Origin of the sequence: uncultured Cedecea sp. (assembly GCF_947498825.1) — a bacterium.
Taxonomy (GTDB): Bacteria; Pseudomonadota; Gammaproteobacteria; order Enterobacterales; family Enterobacteriaceae; genus JGM124.
Genome location: NZ_CANMLV010000014.1, coordinates 109,903 through 129,226 on the forward strand (window position 1 = coordinate 109,903; position 19,324 = coordinate 129,226).

Below are 19,324 nucleotides of genomic sequence, written 5' to 3' on the forward strand. Positions count from 1 at the left end.
AAATCCGCCATTTGTGCCCGACATTTCACACTTCCGACATCAATATGTTGTGTCCATGTTAAAAAGTGTGATTTAAGTAGCCCTGATTTGGTTTTGTTTTTGTTTTTTGATTTTTGTTTTGAATGTAATCGCAGATTCAGCCCCCGACACTCTCTATTCTAGCCCACATCACTGCGGAGGAACTTATCCATGTTTTCAGAAGAGCGTCGACAAGCAATTTACTCGGTTATCCGGGAACAGAAAAAAGTAAAAGTGGCGCAACTGTCTGAAAAATTTAGTGTTACGCTGGAAACTATCCGCAGTGATTTAAAATATCTTGAAGGTGAAGGTCTGATTCAGCGTTGTCATGGCGGCGCCATTCTGGGCCAGCAAGAGATCAAAAAGCTCAGTAAGTTTAGTGATAACTTTGATATTTCATGTTTATTACATGACTTTTTGGTTATGCAAAAACCACAGAAAAAAACCATGATGGGCAAGGTTTGCGTTCTGGGTTCTTTTGTCGTCGATATCATTGCGAATGTGGAATCATTTCCCCAAGTCGGCGAACTTATCTATTCCACCAGCAACAGTTTTAGCCCCGGTGGAAAAGGAACCAATCAGGCAACAGCCGCAGCCTGCTGTTCCGCAAAAGTTCACTTACTGACCAAAGTTGGTGAGGACCATTTCAGTAAATATGCCTATAAATACTTACAAGCCAGCGGCATTGAATCATTTACTGTCTTCCAGACTGAAGCGGAACCGACCGGAAGCTCCATCAGCTATTTAGCTAACGAAACACATAACAATATTACCGCCACCTATCTGGGTGCCAATAATACCTTTGGTGAACAAGAGATTGGTATCTCTTTACCCTATGTTGCAGAAGCTGATGTATTACTGCTGCAAGGTGAAATTAATATTGATGCTAATTTACGCGCGGCACAGTTTGCCCACGAAATTAAAAAGACCGTTATCTTAAATGTTGCACCTTACCATCCGTCACTTAAATCGCTTTACCCTTATGTTGATATTATTACGCTGAACTTACACCAGGCTTCAAGCTGGGCAGAAATGACCATTCACGATATTAACGATGCTCAACAAGCATTGAGGATAATTTCCGGTGATGAAAATAAAAAAGTCATCATTTATTTAGATTTACTCGGTGTGGTTTACCATGATGGTCACTCATCATTTCATCTGCCACCGATGCCATCAATGCGCGTTGATACTATGGCAGCAGCCGATGCATTTAACGGTGCATTTGTTTCTAAAATAGCTGCAGGCTGTAACTTGCATGACAGCGTTCAATTTGCCAATGCGTTTTTATCTGCCTTTATTGAAAAGAAAGGCGTTACCGCTATGCCTGATTTAACCCAAGTACAGGCACGTTTAGATTCCTATATAAAACACTCAAGACCCCAAGTCATCAGTAATGAGAAAAGGTACCTATAATGAAAAAAGCCCTCCTCGCATTCACCCTGTGTGGCACATTAATTCCAGGCGTAGCGTTAGCTGAATGGCCTGAAAAACCCATCACTATTATCGTTCCATGGGCTGCCGGTGGTAATACCGATACTGTAGCCCGGCTGGCCGCAAAAGGTTTGCAAGAAGAACTGGGCGTCAATGTTAACGTCGTCAATAAAACGGGCGGTAGCGGCGTTGTTGGTCATGATGCAGTCAAAAGTGCCAAAGCCGATGGCTATACGCTGGGTATCGCAACGGTAGAAATTGCCTTAATGCATCACCAGGGCATGACGAAACTCACCTATGAAGATTATACCCCGATTACCCGTCTGGCAGTTATCTACGGTGGATTACAAGTAAGTAAGTCCTCACAGTTTAAAAATGCTCAGGAAGTGATTGAGTTTGCGAAAGCGAATCCAGGAAAACTGAAAGCATCAGGAAGCGGCCTTAACTCCATCTGGCATCTTAATAATATTGGTATGCTGCGTTCTGCTGGCTTAAGTGACGACGCCATCCGCTTTATCCCCACTCAGGGAGCCAGCGCAGCCTTACAAGAACTGGCATCAGGCGGGATTGATATTGTCACTTCATCACCTGGCGAAGCTGACAGTATGGTAAAAGCAGGCCTGGTCAATAACCTTGCTATCATGTCAGCTGAGAGATCGCCTTTCTATGCTGATGTCCCGACATTTAAAGAAGCCACGCCAAATGACTGGGAACTGCAGGCATGGAATATGCTGGTTGCTCCAGCCGGACTGGATAAAAATGTCCAGGAGAAGCTAATAGATGCAATGAAAAAAGTGTATGCCAAAGGTGAGTTAGCTTCATTTGCGAATAAGCAAGGTTTTGAGGTCATTGAATTATACGGTGACGACGCTCATAACTTTATGGCCAGTGAAGATAAAAAGTTCGGTGAAATCCTGAAGAAATAATGAAGGAGACGGCCGTTAATCCGGCCGTTTAATGCCTATGCTAAATCGTCATATTGTTTCTTTAGTTATGTTTTTTTTCGGCATCTTTCTTATTGGCTACAGTACCTACTCATTAGGCGATTTTAGTGAGTATGGTGCCGCCTTTATGCCATCAGTAGTCGGTGCCGGGATCATTATTTTTGCACTCACCGATATGCTGTCGCATAAGAATGAAGATGAGGTTCCTTTAGTCACCTGGCATGAAATTAAATTTGTTTTAATCGTTAGTGGATTAATTATTTTCTATATCTTCTGTGTCGATTACTTAGGGTTTATTTTGACAGGGCTGATTATCACTGCGCCATTAATGATGAAATATGCCAGAGCCAGACCAGTATATAGCTTCATGACTTCATTAGGGGTTGTAGTAGGTGTGTATTACTTATTTACCGCTGTGCTTTTAGTCCCGTTACCGCAGTTTTTCTCATAGAGCAGGAAAAATAGTATGGACATATTAATAAGTGCCCTCGCTTACCTTGATTACACAACATTTCTGGTGATTATCGGAGCGTGCTTATTCGGCCTGTTTGTTGGTGCTATCCCAGGGTTAACATCAACAATGGCCATTGCCTTAATGGTGCCATTTACCTTTTTTCTTGACCCTATCCCGGCTCTGGCACTGATGATATCGCTCGGTGCATCGTCTATTTTTGCCGGTGATATTCCAGGAGCGTTGCTGAATATTCCCGGAACACCTGCATCAGCGGCCTATACCAATGATGCTCATGCCATGGTAAAGCAGGGGAAAACCAACCGAGTGCTGGGCCTTTCGCTGACAACCTCCGTGATTGGTGGTGTGATTGGTACCATTGTTCTGGCATTCACTGCCCCGGTTCTGGCTGATTTTGCCTTAAACTTCAGCTCTTATGAATACATGTGGCTGTCATTAATTGGTCTGAGCTGCGCCACCATTGTTTCTGGTACGAATATCAGCAAAAGCATTCTGGCCATGTTGTTTGGTATTGCTTTAGCCACCATCGGTTTTGATGAGTTCACCGGTCAGGCACGTTTTACCTTTGATCAAGTATCTTTGATGCAAGGGGTCAATTTTATTCCAGCGATGATTGGTCTGTTCGCTATCTCTGGTGCGATTAAATATTATGTTGATCTGCGTAAAGAGAAAGATCAGCCCCTGGAGATTATCGAAGGTGACGAGCGTTCTTATAATCTGTTTAAAGGTGTTGGAGGGGTGCTACGTAAACGTAAACTCAGTATGTTACGAGGCGGAACAATAGGGACATTGATTGGTACTTTACCCGGTGCAGGTGCTGATATTGCCGCCTGGATCTCCTACGCTGTTTCAAAGAAATTTTCGAAAAAACCTCAAGAATACGGCAAAGGATCGGAAGAAGGGATCGTCAGTGCCTCGACCAGTAACAATGCCAGCCTGGCAGGAAGCTGGATCCCCACTCTGGTATTTGGTATTCCGGGTGATTCTGCCGCAGCCATTATTATTGGCGTGCTGTATATGAAAGACATGCAGCCAGGGCCGACGCTGTTTTTATTCAATCCGGATAAACTGTATGCCGTCTTTATCATCTTCTTTATTGCTAACATTATTTTATTACCCATAGCTTTCCTGGTTGTTAATTTACTGAAAAAAATCGTTGCTATCGATAATGCAGTTATCTATCCAGTGGTTATTTTATTCAGTATTGTTGGCTCCTATGCGATTACCAACACCATCTCTTCTGTTGTCGTAATGCTGGTCATGGGTGTGATTGGTTATTTCTTACAAGAACGAAAATTCCCAATATCACCGATAATACTCGGCCTGATTTTAGGACCTATGCTAGAAAAGAATTTATTATCATCACTGATGAAATCTGATGGCGACTATCTTAATTTTGTCAACCGCCCGGTTTCCATGGTACTGGCAACCGCCTTCCTGTTTATTGTCATTATGCAAATCAGGACGGCATTTAAAGACAGGAAACCAGTACATAGCCACCAGCCATAATGTTTACACAAACAAACTCAGATAATATTTAATTATGAAATAAAGCTCACCGAATAAGACATCCTTATTCGGTGAGTTTAGAAAAAATAACTTCATTATGATTCATCTCATCGATTGATTTAATGTCGGGAAATACGCATGAAAAAAATACTGAATAAGCCAGAATCTTATGTTGATGAAACGTTAGCAGGTTTATGTGCAGCCCATAGCCATATTTATCATCAGCCACAACCGCGTTTAATTACCCGTGCGGAAAAAACCAATACCAATAAGGTCGGTATTGTTACCGGTGGCGGTTCTGGGCATTTACCAGTATTTACTGGCTATGTCGGTGAAGGGCTGTTAGACGCTGCTGCTGTCGGTGATGTTTTTGCCTCTCCTTCAGCAGAACTGATGGCGGAGACTATTCGCGCCGCAGATAACGGACAAGGCGTGTTATTACTGTATGGCAACTACGGTGGCGATGTCATGAACTTCGATATGGCATCTGAAACCGTCGATTTTGAAGATGATATCCGTTGTACCACCGTTTTAGCCGCGGATGATGTCGCATCGGCTTCCCCGGAAGAAGCGGCGAAACGTCGTGGCGTGGCAGGCATGATCTACGGTTTCAAGCTAGCCGGGGCAAAGGCTGAAGAAGGCGCCTCGCTGGATGAAGTTACCCGTGTGGCCAGTAAAGCCATGGCCAATACCCGCACCATTGGCTGTGCCCTGACCTCCTGTATTTTACCTGCCGTTGGCCGTCCAACCTTTGATATTGGCGAAAATGAGATGGAAATGGGCATGGGGATCCACGGTGAGCCGGGGATTTGGCGTGCCGAGTTACGCACAGCCGATGAAATAGCCGAAGAGATGTTTGAGCGCCTGCAAAGCGAACTTCAGTTAACAGAAGGGGATGCAGTTTCAGTACTGGTGAACTCTCTGGGCGCTACCCCACTTGAAGAACTCTATATCCTCTATCAAAAAATCGAAAAACTGATCCTCGCTAAAGGCGCACGTATTGTTCAGCCGTTGGTGGGACGCTATGCCACTTCAATGGAAATGACCGGTGCCAGCCTGACCCTGTGTAAGCTCGATAACGAGCTTGAACAATTGATGAATGCCCCTGCCCACTGTGCTTTCTGGAGAGTGTAATCATGAACACTTTTACCCTGAGTGATTTAAAACTGGCCAGTCAGCGCATCGCTGCCGCTTGCCAGCAGTCGCAAGAGATGTTGTGCGAAGCGGACAGTCGTCTGGGCGACGGTGATTTAGGCCTGACTATGGACAAAGGCTGGCGGCAGATTGCCGAGGATTCAGAAACCTGGACGAGTGATATAAGCCAGGCATTCTTTCAGTGCAGTAAATCGCTGCAAAAAGCCTGTGCGTCCTCCTTCGGTACCTTACAAGCCACTGCGTTTATGGCAATGGCTAAATATTGCAAAGAAAAACAGCTGAGCGAGATTTCAACCAGTGATATCGCTCCTCTGCTCACGGTCGCCTATCAGAGCATGATGGCCCGGGGCAAAGGGGAATTAGGGCAAAAATCGGTACTGGATATTATCTATCAGTTATCTGTAGCCCTGGCTCCTGTACTTTCTGCAAATGAATTAAAAACCACCGCAATAGCCAGCGTGAATAATACGCTGGATGAATTCCGCCAAAAACCCAATCTATTAGGGCGAGCACGCATGTTCCCTGAAAAATCGATTGGGTTAGACGATCCTGGCATGTTAGCCATTAAAGTTATTGTTGAAGCTATTTAATTAAAGGCCTGATTATGAAAAAACTTTTCGGTGTTACCGTGGCAATGACCACCCCCTTCGATGCAGATGATAATGTCAATGTCGCAGCCCTGGCTGAATTAACAGAGATGCTGGTCGCTAAAGGCGTTAGCTGTCTGTACCCTTGCGGTACTACAGGTGAAATGCTGCGTTTATCGGTTGAAGAAAGAAAAACCGTTGCCGAAACCGTGATTAATACCGCTAAAGGTCGCTTACCAGTCTTTATTCATGTCGGTGCCATGACATTAAAAGATACCATTGCTTTAGCGCAACATGCAGCCAGTGCGGGTGCTGATGGTATTGGTGTAGTGACACCGCAATTCTTCTCTGCTAATGACCGTGAATTAGAGAACTACTTTGTCACTGTCGCCAATAGTGTGCCGGCTGATTTCCCGGTTTATTTGTACAATATTCCACAATGTGCCGCGAATAATATCAAACCAGAACTGGCTGCTCGCATTCAGCAACAATGCAAAAATGTCATTGGTATTAAATACAGTTTCGCTGATAACAATACGACCCTGAGTTATGTGGCCGTTGCTGATAACTTCTCAGTATTACATGGCTACGACAAACTCTTTTTAGGCCTGCTTGATGCTGGCTGTGACGGTACCGTGTCAGGCTGTGCCTGCGTGTTCCCGGAACCTTTCGTGAATATGTACAACGCCTATACCAGCAATGACCTGAAAGCTGCGAAGCACTGGCAGACCCTGTGCGTCAAATTCAGCGATGCTTTAAAATCAGGATCTAACATGGCGATTTTCAAAGCGGCACTGAAAATGCGTGGCCTGGCTGAAAGCCATATGCGTTTACCGCAGCTGGATCTGTTACCAGAAGAGTACGCAGAGCTGGAAGCGTCACTGAAGCAACTGTGTGAGAGCACCAGTATTAGCTTTAGCGCGTAATCTACGACGAGCAGTATCACCTCAAATCCGATGCCCGGTAAGTTCAACTTATCGGGCATTTCTGCATGATGACAAACCCCACTTTTTTGCTGCTCTGGAGAATGTGGCAGACAGCATCAGAGGACGGTATCTCTCAGCCACACCATCATTCCACTGAGTACCGGTAAAGAATTATGTATGGTGGATTTAAACCGCCTTGTTCAAGCCTTTCTGTTTTACTTTCTGGTTATTCTATTCTCTTGAATTACCAGAACACTTATAATTATCCGTATCAATAGCTGCTTATTATGCCGTATTCATTTATATCGGACTCTATCAATCAATATAATTATAGATGTTAGTGATTTTATGATTTATAAAATTAATTTACTGAGTATCAGAAAGAATGACTAATGGCTGATTTGCGCCATATCATCTTCAGTCAAACCGGTCATTTTCATAACGGCGTTGCGATCAATGCCATTTTGCATCATGGCCCGGGCAATTTTAAGAGTAGCTTCACGCTCGCCCTTCTCCATGCCTTTCTCCATGCCCTTCTGTTCAAGCTGTTCTGCGATAGTCATAAGTTGATCCTTATGTTGTGGTACCCGTTGGGCCAGCTCACGTACAAAGGCCTCTCCATCCAGGGTTTCTCCTACCTGTATAAGATAGTTTATCAGTGAAGCCAGTTGCTGTCCTGTCATGTTTTCTGTCAGCAATAGGGTGCTCAGATTGTCCAGCAGCCCTGACAGATCCCTGTGATGAATATGTTTCTGTAACAGCGTGAGGGTCGCTATGCGCCGGTGCCTCATAATATCTTCGTCAGGTATCACCGTAACATCGACCAGTGGAAAATTACCGTTATATAGCTTTTCGGCTAACCCGGGATCGCTAAACTCGTCCAGCCAGCGGGTTGAATATGGGTAGGGACTGCGTCTTCCTGTATAGAACAATACGGGTATCACCAGCGGTAACTTTTTATGTCCTGCATCCAAGTGGCGTTGCATGGCAGCAACAGCATAACGAAGAAGCCTGAACGCCATATGTTTGTCCGGGGTCGACTGGTGTTCGATGAGTACGTGAATATAACCATCATCACCGGTTGTGGTGCTCAGACTATAGAGCACGTCGCTAAAGTATGGGCGTAGACTATCTTCGACAAAGCTTCCTGACTCCAGCTTGAGGGTACTGAAGTCACAGGCAACCTGTAATTCTGCTGGCAGATGTAATTGCATAAAATCCCGTGCAGTTTCTGGATGTGTCAGAAACTGTTTAAATATCAGGTCATGTGGGGTCGGAGTACCCTTTGTTCTTCCCTTTGCTTTCCTTGCTGTCATCTCTTTCTCCATTATTTCAGTAATTACCTGGTTTAAATTGAAATGCCAATCTATTACCCCGGCGATTCTGATATCTATGTTTTATTTACAATAACTGGATAAATTCATTAAAACAGTTACTATTTAAAATAAAACGCTCCATTAATTAATGGTAAAAGAAAAGCATTTCAATGCTGCCACATATAATTCAAATAGCCACATTACAATAATTACACCAAAGGAAAACAGATTCAATATATAAAGCTCTGAACGATAAAATACCAATATCTCATTAAGACATTACCCTTATATTTAATTACATCAAAACTAATATCATTGATATTTATTTCACTTGTCATAAATAAATGCAGGCAGGCAGGCAGGCAGGCAGGCAGGCAGGCAGGCCAGAAACGTTCAATTCTAGTAATGTTTTATATCAATGGATATTGAGCACTAAAGACAAAAAATCTCCTGCTAACTTAATTAGCAGGAGATTTAACGATGATACTGAAAATATTATTTACTCTTCAGTTTTTTCCATAACTGCTTCACTGCCGGACCAATAATGGGTAATAGCAAGGTCAGTAAAGCAATGCCTAAAAAGGTCGCTGTCACAGGGCGGGTGTAGAGTATGGATAAATCTCCCTGAGACATCGTTAATGCTCGGCGTAAATTAGATTCCGCCATAGGACCGAGAATAATACCAATAACAATCGGTGACATAGAGAAATCAAGTTTTATCAATATATAGGCGAGTATTCCGGCACCAATCATAATAAATACATCGGTCATGTCATGATTGACTGAATAAGCCCCCACGCAACACAGCAGTAAAATGATCGGAACCAAGATACGTCTTGGTACATCCATGACTTTGACAAAGACTCTCATACAGAGGAAACCTAAAATTCCCAGTAATATATTGGCAACCATCAGACCGATAAAAATGCTATTTACTTCAACAGGATTATTGGTAAACAGCTGTGGCCCGAGAGCCAGTCCCTGTACCATAAAGGCTCCCATAATGATTGCCGTGGCACCATCCCCAGGTATGCCCAATGTCATAAGCGGCACCATACATCCGCCAGTCACTGAATTAGCCCCAGCCTCAGGCGCAGCCACACCTTCGGGTGAACCTTTCCCAAACTCTTCCGGATGTTTAGACCAACGTTTCGCTTCGTTATAAGCAATAAACGAGGAGATATCCCCACCAATGCCTGGAATGGTGCCAATACCCGTTCCTATTGCTGATGATCGTAAGAAAGTAGGTAATACGCGTTTAAAATCAGCCTTAGTGGGTAATATACGGTCAATATTTGCCTTAATTTTATTTAATGTTTTCTGACTGCGCTCACGATAGTCTTCTTCAAAGCTAATCAGTCCTTGCGAGAAAGCAAACAGCCCTACCAGGATGGGAATAAATGATATTCCCCCCATTAAATAAACGGAATCAAATGTAAAGCGCATACCCGATGTCATAGGGTCCAGACCAACGGTTGCTATAGCCAAACCAATAGCACCGCCCATCAGTCCTTTTATTATTGAATGGGATGATACGCTGGTAATAATACTGATACCAAAGACCGCCAGGGCAAAATACTCGGCGGCAGAAAATCCAGTAGCGACTTTAGCCAGTTGTGGGGCAATAAAAATCAGCGCAATGGTACTGAAAACTCCGCCAAACATAGAGCCCATTGTCGACAGTCCAAGCGCTCTTCCTGCCTGGCCCTTTTTCGCCATCGGGTAGCCATCAAGTACCGTTGCCGCTGATGCAGGAGTACCTGGCGTACTGATGAGTATCGCTGTAATCGACCCACCGTATACAGCGCCACAATATACTGCAAGCAATAACAGGATCCCTGTCATTCCCTGAAATGAATATGTCAGTGGCAGCAACAATGCAATACCCATATTGACCGTTAAGCCAGGCAAAGCACCAATTATAATGCCACCAAATACCCCTAAAAATATTATCGTTATTGTTTCCGGGCTAAAAACAATAAGAAAAGCGTCTAAAGTTTCCATCGTACGTCTCCTTTGTTGCTTTAGTCCAGAAAAATTGAAACAGGTAATGATGAGTTAAAAACGATATCAAAAAATACATATACCGAGCTGACAATACCAACGGATGCCAGCACCAGAATTTTAATTTTCCGCTCATTCATTATCCACATAACAATGGGAATAAAAATAAGCGATGAAATAATAAAACCAAGATAATAAAGACCTATCGCATATACAACAACTAGTCCACTCAGAAAATAAGAACGTGTCACTGCAGTTGAGGATAAGTCAACGTTTTGCACAGCATGCTTCATTTTATCTACAATCGAATTAAGACATTGTAGTACGCCTAAAAATATAAATAACAGCGCCACCCCAAATGGCCAAAAACGTTCACCAGGAACACCATACTCATCGAACATACTCATATTACGCGAGAGATAAATAATAAGCAGGCCGAATGTAATTGAAATAACACCAATGATTGTATTGATTTTATTCATTTTTATACCCTGAGCCTTCCATGGCCTCATGATTATTTATTTCTTCAATGTTTCAGCAATTAATTCTGCATACATATCGTGATCTTCTTTCATCATATTATATGCATCTTCACCCACAATGACCGTTGGCATAATACCTTGTTTCTTTAACGCTTCCTGATATTCAGGCTTTTCAACTACGACAGTAAAGGCATCAACCAGTTCTTTTTTCACATTTTCAGGTACGCCAGCAGTGGTTGCCAGAACCGCCCAGGCACGCATTTTTACGTTAGTATCTAAATTTAACGCTTCTTTAAAAGTCGGAACCGACGGGAATAATGGGAAAGGTTGTTCATCCATTACGCCTAAAATACGCAGAATTCCGGCGTCAGCCTGAGCCTTTACTGAACCTGGAGTCGTCAGTGTGGCATCAATATGATTACCTACCAGGGAAGCAATAGAAGGCCCGGTGCCTTCATTAAATGGAATATGGTTAAATTTTGTGCCGGTCAAACGCTCAATATTAACACCTGCCAGGTGAAAAATAGCGCCCATCCCCGAGTTACCGACTTTCAGCTTACCCGGACTGGCTTTTGCCGCATCAATAAATTCTTGCAGCGTCTTATAAGGTGAGTCCGCATTTACCACCAGAACCACTGGGTCAGCAATGGTTGTGGCAATAGGGGTAAAATCTTTATAGGTCACGGGAGATTTACCCTGATGAGGGAACATCGCCAGTTCAACGGTCGTCATGACTAATTTAGAACCATCCGGCTTAGCTTTTGCGACTTCAATTAATCCCGTCAGGCCATTACCGGCAGGTTTATTCACCGGAACAAAGATACGACCCTCCGGCATCATATCTTTGCCATACTCAAGCACCGTTCTGGTTGAAGTATCAGTACCGCCGCCTGGATTTTTGGGAATAACAACATCGATATTCTTTTTCGGGTAGGTTAATTTCTCAGCGACAGCGGTAAAACTCATGCCCAAGGTTGCAGTGATGGCTAAGGCTACCAGTAGATTTTTTTTCATCAGACCTTTCTCCACAAATTATTTATTAACCGATAATTGCTGATAAACAATATTTTTTCTATTCCATGTGTAAGTAATATGTAGGGTTCCCTGTTCAGCAATTATGGCCGGATACGAAAATTCGCCTTCACCATCCAATAAATCCAATGGTTCAGACCAGGTATTACCATTGTCAGATGACGTACTGACGGATATTGGATAACGCCGGCTCCAGTTACCTGAGACCGGATTATAAACAAGTACCAACAGTCCATCTGCTAAGATAATAATATCAATACCACTGTTATTATTAGGTAATGCTGTTTGATACGCCGGACACCAGCTACGACCATAATCTTCAGAGTCGCTACGATAAATATAGTTGCGACTGCTGCGCATCATCGCATGCACATGTCCGGGTTTTGACTCCCACAATGTTGGCTGTATTACTCCGTCCCACTGAAATACCGTATTGAGACAGGTTTCCCACAGCGCATCATTTTTTAACCCCTGCCAAACATCCTGATTACTGTTTGCTTCCTGACGATGTACCAGAGGGATATCAACACGCTGCCAGTGTTCCCCACGATCGCTTGAAATATCGACAAAAGCGTCCCAGTATTGATTATCCTCAACCGATCCCGGAGCCAGCCATTCACCGTTACTCATCACCAGCACTTTATTTTTTACCGGGCCACGAGGCGTATTGTCGCCAGCCACCAGAGGAGAAGATTCGCTCCAATTTTTTCCGCCATCGGTTGAGGTAACATACCAGGTTGTCCACTGATGAACATCCGGCCCTGCCTTATAAAACAACCAAATTTTTCCGGTTACATTATCCACATGTAATACAGGATTCCAGTGCGCAACATCTTGTTTTTCAACAATTGTCCGTATATTTTGCCAGTGGTTTTCTTCCCTCTCTGCCAGCCAGATAGCGGTATTACCGCTGCCTTCTTTATCACCGGCAAAAAAAGCCACTAACAGCCGCTCTGTTCCAGGCACCTTAACAACTGTTGATGCATGGCAGTTATGGAAAAGAGTATGGTCTTCAGCCAGAATAAATTGCATTTTGTCGGCGATAAAAGGCATTGCGAGATCCTTAACGATTATCAGGATAAAGAGAGCGTTTTTTTCATTTCTTCACCTAATTTGATCATACTATCAATCGCCTCAGGGAAAAATGATGCATCAAAATTCTGACTATTACGGGTACGGCTATATATCGAAGTAAAATTACTTATTTTACGCTGATGATATTTCGCACAAACGGGATAATCTAATGTTTCAGCCAGCGCTGAAGTTGACAGATAGTGAGCAAGTTTCTCCGCCTTTTCTCCATCGGTTTTCCAGTTTTCATATAACCAAACATATAACTCCGGGTGGAAATTAGCCATTACGCCACTGTATGCGGTGCATCCCGCACGCAGTGATGTTAATAGAGTCTGGCTATTTGCATTGGCGATATTTAAACGGCTCCCCTCGGTCAGAGCAAGACGCCGTTCAATTACCGGTAATGAGCAGCAAGTATCTTTAATAAAGGTAAAACGCTGACTGTCGGCACACCATTTGACTATTTCATCTGATAACAAGCGTTTATACGGATACGGACACTCATAAATACCCAAATCAACACTTGTGGGTAGCGCTGCGGTCAGCTCCTGTAATGTTGCCAGTGCCTGAGCATCAGAATCTCCCGCCAGAGCCAGACGGTTACTGATCATAATCACGCCGTCAACACCAGTATCCGCTATCGCCTGTAACTGTATTTTTTGCTGACTTAAACCCGCAGCTGTATGACCAGAAGCGACAACCGGAACACGTCCGTTAACGTGGCGTACGACAAACGTCACCAGTGTTTGTGTCTCTTCATCGCTCAGATAAAACATTTCGCTGGACTGACAGGCAGCAAATAAACCGTGCACCCCGGAGTCAATATACCAGTCAATCAGACGAGCTAATGACGACCAGTCAATTTCACCGCGTGAGTCAAACGGCGTTAGCATTACCGGCCAAACGCCGCCATATTTTTGTTGGCTCATGATGATTGCCCTTGTAAGTGTTGAGCAGCATCGCCAGCAACTTTCACGCGGATGCCTTGAGTCAATGCTTGTGCAACGAAAGCTTGCAGCACAAATTCCAGTTTATCTTCATCAACATAGGCGAGAGTAACATGGTTGCTCTGATGCCCGGCCATTAAATCGTCCCGCGTCACACCGTCTAAGATACAGTTGAGCAGTGGCCATTCATAGTTCGTGCCACGACGACGGCGTTCAAACTCAGCTTCCGGTAACTCTACCGCAGTACCGGTTCCGATATGCATAATGACATCGGTGCCTTCATAATGCGCGCGAGCCCATACCAGACGCCCGGCTTTGCTCTGTCCGGCAATCGTCGAACCACCAAACGGGAAGAACATGGCTGGCTGACGGTATCCGGTAGCACCCTTAATACCGCCTTTAAGATGTTCAAAAGGTACTGCACCAGAAATTTCCATATCCCAATAGAAGGTACCGTTATATTCACTGCCCCAGCGAACATCATGCAGAGTCGTTTCCGCAGGTAATCCCAGAGTCGTCAGCAGACGCCATAACATGGTTTGCGGTATCGCGGTTCCCATATCCACTTCGTTAATACAAGGAATAGGTGCGTCAGGCCAGATAATTTCACCGTTTTCATCAGGGATTGGGAAACGTGCCGTTGAACCAATTGCGCCTTCGGCAAAATCAGAAGCCGGGCAGCAATCTTTCAGTCCTTGCTGATACTGAACACCTACCGCGGATAAACCAAAGCGTTTCACAAAACGCGCCATCGCAATCATCATTGCGCACTGGCCGAGTACCTGCTCACGGGTTAATTCCGTTTTACCGTCTTCACCGAACATAAATGTCATGCCCTGGCTTTCGTACCAACTCAGACATTCTTCACGTAATTCCTGAGGCACTTTGTTCATTTCCACCAACAGTGCCGACTGTGACAGTGATTCAATCGGCATTCCAATATTCACCATCGCTTGTTGTGGGAATACGCCGTTAATCATGCCCATGCAGAAGGTATCAAATAAGCCAATAATCTCTTTTTTTCTTAAGATAAATTCACCCACCTGACGCCCCACCGTACCCGCTTCAGTTGCCATTACCGGGTGAGTGGCTGGGATATCTTTCAGGTAGCTTAAGTCATGCTGAAGTGAGCCGTAACGTAGCCATGTCGCAAGGCCATTTTCGAAAAATTCATCGTCAAAATTAGCGGACCACAGACGTGAATAGTTTTTTCCCAGACTGGTCATAGTACCCGCCATGCAGAGCATGCCGACCAGGCCCGGCCAGGTACCGTCAAAATTAGCTAAGAGTAAAACAGGGCCGCGGTGGTGGCGGAGTGAAGGCGCAATATGGTGCGAATATTGCCACGCAGTCAGTAGCACAATCACAGGTGCATCAGGATCTATTTCAGAAAAAATATCGCTTCCTTCACGCTGGCTGCTAATAAAACCATGCCCGCGTGATTGATTAATTTCATGTGCGCGCTTGAGGTTATAACCGAGTTTCTCGAGCGCAACAGCGAGTTTATCTTCAAATTGTTTTTGTACCGGCCAGCAGGTGACATTTGCAGGTTCACGCAAGTCAGCATTAGCAACCAGTAATATTTCATTTTCAGCAGCATGATATTTGACGGGTAACTCGGGTAAATTCACTTGCAACATAAATATCTCCAGTCAAAAAAGGTATAGGGCAATAATTAAAAATCAGACATGGCGTCGTTATAATTCTGCTGATCCTGATACATTTGCAGATACACTTGATACTTCGCCTGATGGAATGGATAACTCGAGGTATCGGGGCGAATAATATCGCCGTCACGTACCATGGCATTGGCTGCCTGAGAAAAGTGACTGAAAGCACCACAAGCCACTGCGCCTAATAACGCGGCCCCCAGATTAACGGCATCCTCTTCTTCAACCAGATGTATTTCCCGACCTGTTACGCTTGCATACTCGCCAAGCCAGAGCGGGTTTTTGGTCGCCCCACCGCACATCACAATACGGGTAATTTTGTGTCCGGCCTCTTCCAGAGAATCAATAATATGGCGCGTACCGTAGGCAATAGATTGCAAAGTCGCCAGATAATGGCGAGCAAGAGAAGCCCGTCCATTTTCCAGTGTTAAACCACTGACCATTCCTCTGGCATCAGGATTTGCCCGGGGTGAACGATTGCCATGATGATCGGCAAGGACATGAAAACGGGCAGTAGGATAGGATTCAGTTAAACGTAGCTCTGTAACAGCATCGTTCAGTAACTGATAGTAATTAATGTCTTTGGCACGGGATTCAGCCAGTAAATCAGGCCAAGCCTCATGCTGACGGAGGGTCCACTCAACCAGTGCCCCAGCCGCACTTTGCCCCCCTTCGTTTAACCACAAGTCGGGCAGCATGGCACCCAAATAGGGTCCCCATACGCCAGGAACCATCACCGGATCGCGGCTGACTATCATATGGCAGTTAGAGGTACCACTGATAATCGCCAGGCTGCCTTCAGGCTGTACCGCAGTTAATGCCAGCCCGCCCGCATGGGCATCAATAATGCCGGAAGCGACAACAACCTGAGGATGCAGGCCAAATGCATCAGCAACCTCAGGCGTCAGATAACCTGCAGGTTTACCTAAATCTAAAATAGTTTCAGGGATCTTGGTTAATAAATCATCCAGACCAATATCCGCCAATAAATTCTGGCTGAATGCTGTTTCATGCGCCAAGTAGTTCCATTTGCATGTCAAGGTACAGACACTGGCAACATCAGCCTGGGTCGATTTCCAAACTAAGAAATCGGCTAAATCAAAGAAACGCCAGACGTCGTTATAACGCTCAGGAAACTGATTCTTCAACCACAAGATCTTGGGTAATTCCATCTCAATACTCACTTCGCCGCCGACATAGCGTAGTGCGGGATCGTTGGTGAGATTGATGGTGGTGGTTTCTACGGCTGCCCGATGATCCATCCACATAATAATATCTTGGTCAGGTATTCCGGCTGATGAAACAGATACCGGCTCGTGATTAGCTCCCACGGCGACCAGAGAACAGGTTGCATCAAAGCCAATAGATTTCACATGGAGAGGATTGATAGCAGATTGCTGAACAGCAGTCCGAACAGACAAACACACTTGTGTCCAAATTTCGGTTGCCGACTGTTCAACATGATCTGTTTTAGGCTTGAATTGCGAAACAGGCAGTACAGAAAAGCCTAAACGTTGCCCTGTTCTGTTAAATACAGCAGTACGGACGCTGGCTGAGCCCACATCAACACCAATAAAATATTGCTCTTCCATGGAAACCTCATCATTACCCAACATGCTAACTCGAGTTAGCAAAATAAATAGTCCATGGGATAAAAACAATCGTCTCTATGAGGTATTGTGATACAGATCGAATCAAGTAATGTTAATTTACTGATATTGAATGGTATTTATTTTGTGAAATTCAGCCTGTTTATGGCTACAGATAAGGCGGTTAGATTAAAAAAACCGCAACTCCGAGTGATATGCCACAACGAAAATTGCGTATTTTTGCTAATCAATTTCAGTGGGAGATGAGCCAGATAGCAGGACAGAGTACCCAGCCGTCTATTTTCTTTTATTCAGCCTTTTCTTTGCTCTACCGATAAGGGGCGGTGAATCAGCGTCATTGGCACGGTAATTTTTACATCTGCATGTTCTCCCTGAAGTTTTTTGTTCATCAGGTGAAATGCGTGCTGTGCCCAGGAATCTTCGTCCTGTCGCATAGACCACACTGCGTTAGGCAAAAAACCGAGCATTTGATGTTCATCGAAGGTACCAATCGGAATATCTGAGGGAATAAAACCATAGGTTTCCCTGAGTGCACTGAGAGTTCCTTCAAGAATCGGTAAGGACGAGGCAATAAACGCTTTGGGCGGCTGATGATGTTGCTTGAGGAAGTTAAGCATTAGCTGCCTGCCCTCCTCCTGACGGTTATGGCTGGCAGACAGGATCCATTCCTGTGCATCAGGAAACTCACTCAAATACCCTTGCAAACGGCGCTGAATCGAGGGCTGCTGCGTGTCACCCGCAATAAAGAAAAAGGGTGATTCATCAATAGCCTGAGTCATTGCCTGAACCAATTTTTTACTGCCGTTATAGTTGTCACTCACCACCAGTGATACATCGTTTTCGCCAAAATCACGGTCCAGAATAATTAAGGGGCGTTTGCGAGCAACTTTCTGGTGGTGTAGTTGCGTCTTCAGGCTCGAGGGAACGACAAATAACCCGTCGACATTACGCGCCAGCAACCCTTCCACCAGGCTATTTTCATGCTCACTGTCGCTATAGGTACAGGCAATCATCAACTGATAGCCAGCCTGCCGACAACAAGCCTCAAGTTTTTCGGCCAAAGTAGAAAAGAACAGGTTAGACAAACGGGGGATAACCAGACCTAAGGTTTCCGTTTTATTTAGCTTCAGACTACGGGCAATATGATTAACAACCAGACCATTTTCAGCCACATAGTCATTGATTCGTTGCTGAGTTTTCGCGCTGATACGGTACTGTTCAGCTTTGCCCCCCAGTACCAAGCGGACAGTCGTAATCGATATATTCAGAGCCTTAGCGACTTGCTCAACGGTTTTGGCCATACATCCTCATTCTTATCACAAATCCATACCTCGCAATCATAAACTAATTCGAGTTAGCAATACATTTTAAATCAATAAAGAGCAAGCAAGTGTTCCGTTTTTTGGTTATCAAAAGAACAGAAAAGAGGATGTAATTCGACTGATACGCTGCAAGGGAGGAGAAATACAGAGGGATACAGGACTGATGATAATGCCTTGTAACTCATGGTATTCATCACGATAAAAAGAGGCTGATATTTCAACCTCTTTTTTAACATTATGAATATTATTTTTTAATGGTGTTTATTTGTGTGAATACCGGTTTGCCAGCGTCTTTAAACTGGGCCAGTGAGTATTCAGTATAATTAATATCATTATAACCGCGGACTGACATCACACCATTACTCAAGTCAGACATACTGGTCCAGACGGTATATTCTGATTGAGCTATCTTACTGGCTGACTGGCTCTCGCCCATCACATCAACAGTAATATTCTTAGTGCGGTCGAAGCGATTCATGATATGGGCCAGGGTATTCATTGATTCTGCCGGCGTGTCACCTTTCAGGGCGTAGGATGAATAGTATACAGCCCGAACGAAGCGCCCTACCGAGGTATCAGAGGAAGGTAAATCAGCACTGGCGATACCACTATCCGGTTGTGTTACCTGAATATTTCCAAGTTTAGCCGATGATCTGTCTGCGTTAGTCAACTGACTGTAGTTATTCAGATTTTTTAAATGCCACGGAAAATCAGGACCGTTGGTCATCATCCGGGTTGGATTATCTTGACTGCTCCCCGCCCTGAAGGACGGGGATTCCCAATTCACAGAGTCCAACCTAAACAGCATTAAGCGATTCAGGA

At 44.5% G+C, this 19,324-nt stretch carries 17 protein-coding genes; 7 read left to right on the top strand and 10 right to left on the bottom strand.

The features are described 5' to 3' along the window. The first annotated feature begins 189 nt into the window (after positions 1 to 189). From Q1A40_RS15170 to Q1A40_RS15200, 7 genes are all read left to right on the top strand, one after another. The gene (locus Q1A40_RS15170) at positions 190 to 1,434 is read left to right on the top strand and encodes a PfkB family carbohydrate kinase (RefSeq protein ID WP_300001466.1); all 1,245 of its coding nucleotides are present in this window, start codon (positions 190 to 192) and stop codon (positions 1,432 to 1,434) included. Beyond that, positions 1,434 to 2,378 carry a tripartite tricarboxylate transporter substrate binding protein gene (locus Q1A40_RS15175; protein ID WP_300001468.1) on the top strand — a complete coding sequence of 315 codons (945 nt, stop codon included), beginning with the start codon at positions 1,434 to 1,436 and terminating at the stop codon, positions 2,376 to 2,378. Before Q1A40_RS15170 ends, Q1A40_RS15175 begins: the two co-directional genes overlap by 1 nt. A gap of 31 nt (positions 2,379 to 2,409) precedes the next feature. After that, entirely contained in the window at positions 2,410 to 2,847 is a 438-nt protein-coding gene (locus Q1A40_RS15180; RefSeq protein ID WP_300001470.1) for a tripartite tricarboxylate transporter TctB family protein, read from the top strand. Positions 2,848 to 2,862: 15 nt separating this feature from the next. Further along, a complete protein-coding gene (locus Q1A40_RS15185) occupies positions 2,863 to 4,377 on the top strand; it encodes a tripartite tricarboxylate transporter permease (RefSeq protein WP_300001472.1) in 1,515 nt (504 codons plus the stop codon). A 138-nt stretch (positions 4,378 to 4,515) separates the two neighbouring features. Continuing rightward, the gene (locus Q1A40_RS15190) at positions 4,516 to 5,511 is read left to right on the top strand and encodes a dihydroxyacetone kinase subunit DhaK (protein ID WP_300001474.1); all 996 of its coding nucleotides are present in this window, start codon (positions 4,516 to 4,518) and stop codon (positions 5,509 to 5,511) included. A gap of 2 nt (positions 5,512 to 5,513) precedes the next feature. Beyond that, positions 5,514 to 6,122, top strand: a complete 609-nt coding sequence (locus Q1A40_RS15195; RefSeq protein WP_300001476.1) for a dihydroxyacetone kinase subunit L — start codon at positions 5,514 to 5,516, stop codon at positions 6,120 to 6,122. Positions 6,123 to 6,136: 14 nt separating this feature from the next. Then, positions 6,137 to 7,045 carry a dihydrodipicolinate synthase family protein gene (locus Q1A40_RS15200; RefSeq protein WP_300001478.1) on the top strand — a complete coding sequence of 303 codons (909 nt, stop codon included), beginning with the start codon at positions 6,137 to 6,139 and terminating at the stop codon, positions 7,043 to 7,045. Positions 7,046 to 7,434: 389 nt separating this feature from the next. On the opposite strand, the gene Q1A40_RS15205 is transcribed toward Q1A40_RS15200, so the two are convergent. The 10 genes from Q1A40_RS15205 to Q1A40_RS15250 all read right to left on the bottom strand — a co-directional run. Then, a complete protein-coding gene (locus Q1A40_RS15205) occupies positions 7,435 to 8,361 on the bottom strand; it encodes an Rpn family recombination-promoting nuclease/putative transposase (protein ID WP_300001479.1) in 927 nt (308 codons plus the stop codon). 495 nt (positions 8,362 to 8,856) lie between these two features. Continuing rightward, positions 8,857 to 10,365, bottom strand: a complete 1,509-nt coding sequence (locus Q1A40_RS15210; protein ID WP_300001480.1) for a tripartite tricarboxylate transporter permease — start codon at positions 10,363 to 10,365, stop codon at positions 8,857 to 8,859. A gap of 20 nt (positions 10,366 to 10,385) precedes the next feature. Further along, positions 10,386 to 10,847, bottom strand: a complete 462-nt coding sequence (locus tag Q1A40_RS15215; protein WP_300001482.1) for a tripartite tricarboxylate transporter TctB family protein — start codon at positions 10,845 to 10,847, stop codon at positions 10,386 to 10,388. A 36-nt stretch (positions 10,848 to 10,883) separates the two neighbouring features. Then, positions 10,884 to 11,861 carry a tripartite tricarboxylate transporter substrate binding protein gene (locus Q1A40_RS15220; protein WP_300001485.1) on the bottom strand — a complete coding sequence of 326 codons (978 nt, stop codon included), beginning with the start codon at positions 11,859 to 11,861 and terminating at the stop codon, positions 10,884 to 10,886. Between the two features lie 18 nt (positions 11,862 to 11,879). Further along, positions 11,880 to 12,932 (bottom strand): exo-alpha-sialidase, encoded by a 1,053-nt coding sequence (locus Q1A40_RS15225; protein ID WP_300001487.1) that lies wholly within the window; start codon positions 12,930 to 12,932, stop codon positions 11,880 to 11,882. 20 nt (positions 12,933 to 12,952) lie between these two features. Beyond that, entirely contained in the window at positions 12,953 to 13,882 is a 930-nt protein-coding gene (locus tag Q1A40_RS15230; RefSeq protein ID WP_300001489.1) for a dihydrodipicolinate synthase family protein, read from the bottom strand. After that, on the bottom strand, positions 13,879 to 15,540 hold the full coding sequence (locus tag Q1A40_RS15235) for a signal transduction protein (protein WP_300001491.1): 1,662 nt from the start codon (positions 15,538 to 15,540) through the stop codon (positions 13,879 to 13,881). The genes Q1A40_RS15230 and Q1A40_RS15235 overlap by 4 nt, the downstream gene beginning before the upstream one ends. Positions 15,541 to 15,575: 35 nt before the next feature. Further along, positions 15,576 to 17,162, bottom strand: a complete 1,587-nt coding sequence (locus tag Q1A40_RS15240) for an FGGY-family carbohydrate kinase (protein WP_300001505.1) — start codon at positions 17,160 to 17,162, stop codon at positions 15,576 to 15,578. 308 nt (positions 17,163 to 17,470) lie between these two features. Then, a complete protein-coding gene (locus Q1A40_RS15245; protein WP_300001492.1) occupies positions 17,471 to 18,481 on the bottom strand; it encodes a LacI family DNA-binding transcriptional regulator in 1,011 nt (336 codons plus the stop codon). A 265-nt stretch (positions 18,482 to 18,746) separates the two neighbouring features. Next, positions 18,747 to 19,324, bottom strand: a 578-nt coding sequence (locus tag Q1A40_RS15250; protein WP_300001494.1) for a linear amide C-N hydrolase, incomplete at its 5' end; no start/stop codon positions are given.

Coding starts and splice junctions, on each gene's coding strand:
- Q1A40_RS15170 (WP_300001466.1), top strand. CDS start 190: ATGTTTTCAGAAGAGCGTCGACAAGCAATTTACTCGGTTATCCGGGAA.
- Q1A40_RS15175 (WP_300001468.1), top strand. CDS start 1,434: ATGAAAAAAGCCCTCCTCGCATTCACCCTGTGTGGCACATTAATTCCA.
- Q1A40_RS15180 (WP_300001470.1), top strand. CDS start 2,410: ATGCCTATGCTAAATCGTCATATTGTTTCTTTAGTTATGTTTTTTTTC.
- Q1A40_RS15185 (WP_300001472.1), top strand. CDS start 2,863: ATGGACATATTAATAAGTGCCCTCGCTTACCTTGATTACACAACATTT.
- Q1A40_RS15190 (WP_300001474.1), top strand. CDS start 4,516: ATGAAAAAAATACTGAATAAGCCAGAATCTTATGTTGATGAAACGTTA.
- Q1A40_RS15195 (WP_300001476.1), top strand. CDS start 5,514: ATGAACACTTTTACCCTGAGTGATTTAAAACTGGCCAGTCAGCGCATC.
- Q1A40_RS15200 (WP_300001478.1), top strand. CDS start 6,137: ATGAAAAAACTTTTCGGTGTTACCGTGGCAATGACCACCCCCTTCGAT.
- Q1A40_RS15205 (WP_300001479.1), bottom strand. CDS start 8,361: ATGACAGCAAGGAAAGCAAAGGGAAGAACAAAGGGTACTCCGACCCCA.
- Q1A40_RS15210 (WP_300001480.1), bottom strand. CDS start 10,365: ATGGAAACTTTAGACGCTTTTCTTATTGTTTTTAGCCCGGAAACAATA.
- Q1A40_RS15215 (WP_300001482.1), bottom strand. CDS start 10,847: ATGAATAAAATCAATACAATCATTGGTGTTATTTCAATTACATTCGGC.
- Q1A40_RS15220 (WP_300001485.1), bottom strand. CDS start 11,861: ATGAAAAAAAATCTACTGGTAGCCTTAGCCATCACTGCAACCTTGGGC.
- Q1A40_RS15225 (WP_300001487.1), bottom strand. CDS start 12,932: ATGCCTTTTATCGCCGACAAAATGCAATTTATTCTGGCTGAAGACCAT.
- Q1A40_RS15230 (WP_300001489.1), bottom strand. CDS start 13,882: ATGAGCCAACAAAAATATGGCGGCGTTTGGCCGGTAATGCTAACGCCG.
- Q1A40_RS15235 (WP_300001491.1), bottom strand. CDS start 15,540: ATGTTGCAAGTGAATTTACCCGAGTTACCCGTCAAATATCATGCTGCT.
- Q1A40_RS15240 (WP_300001505.1), bottom strand. CDS start 17,162: ATGGAAGAGCAATATTTTATTGGTGTTGATGTGGGCTCAGCCAGCGTC.
- Q1A40_RS15245 (WP_300001492.1), bottom strand. CDS start 18,481: ATGGCCAAAACCGTTGAGCAAGTCGCTAAGGCTCTGAATATATCGATT.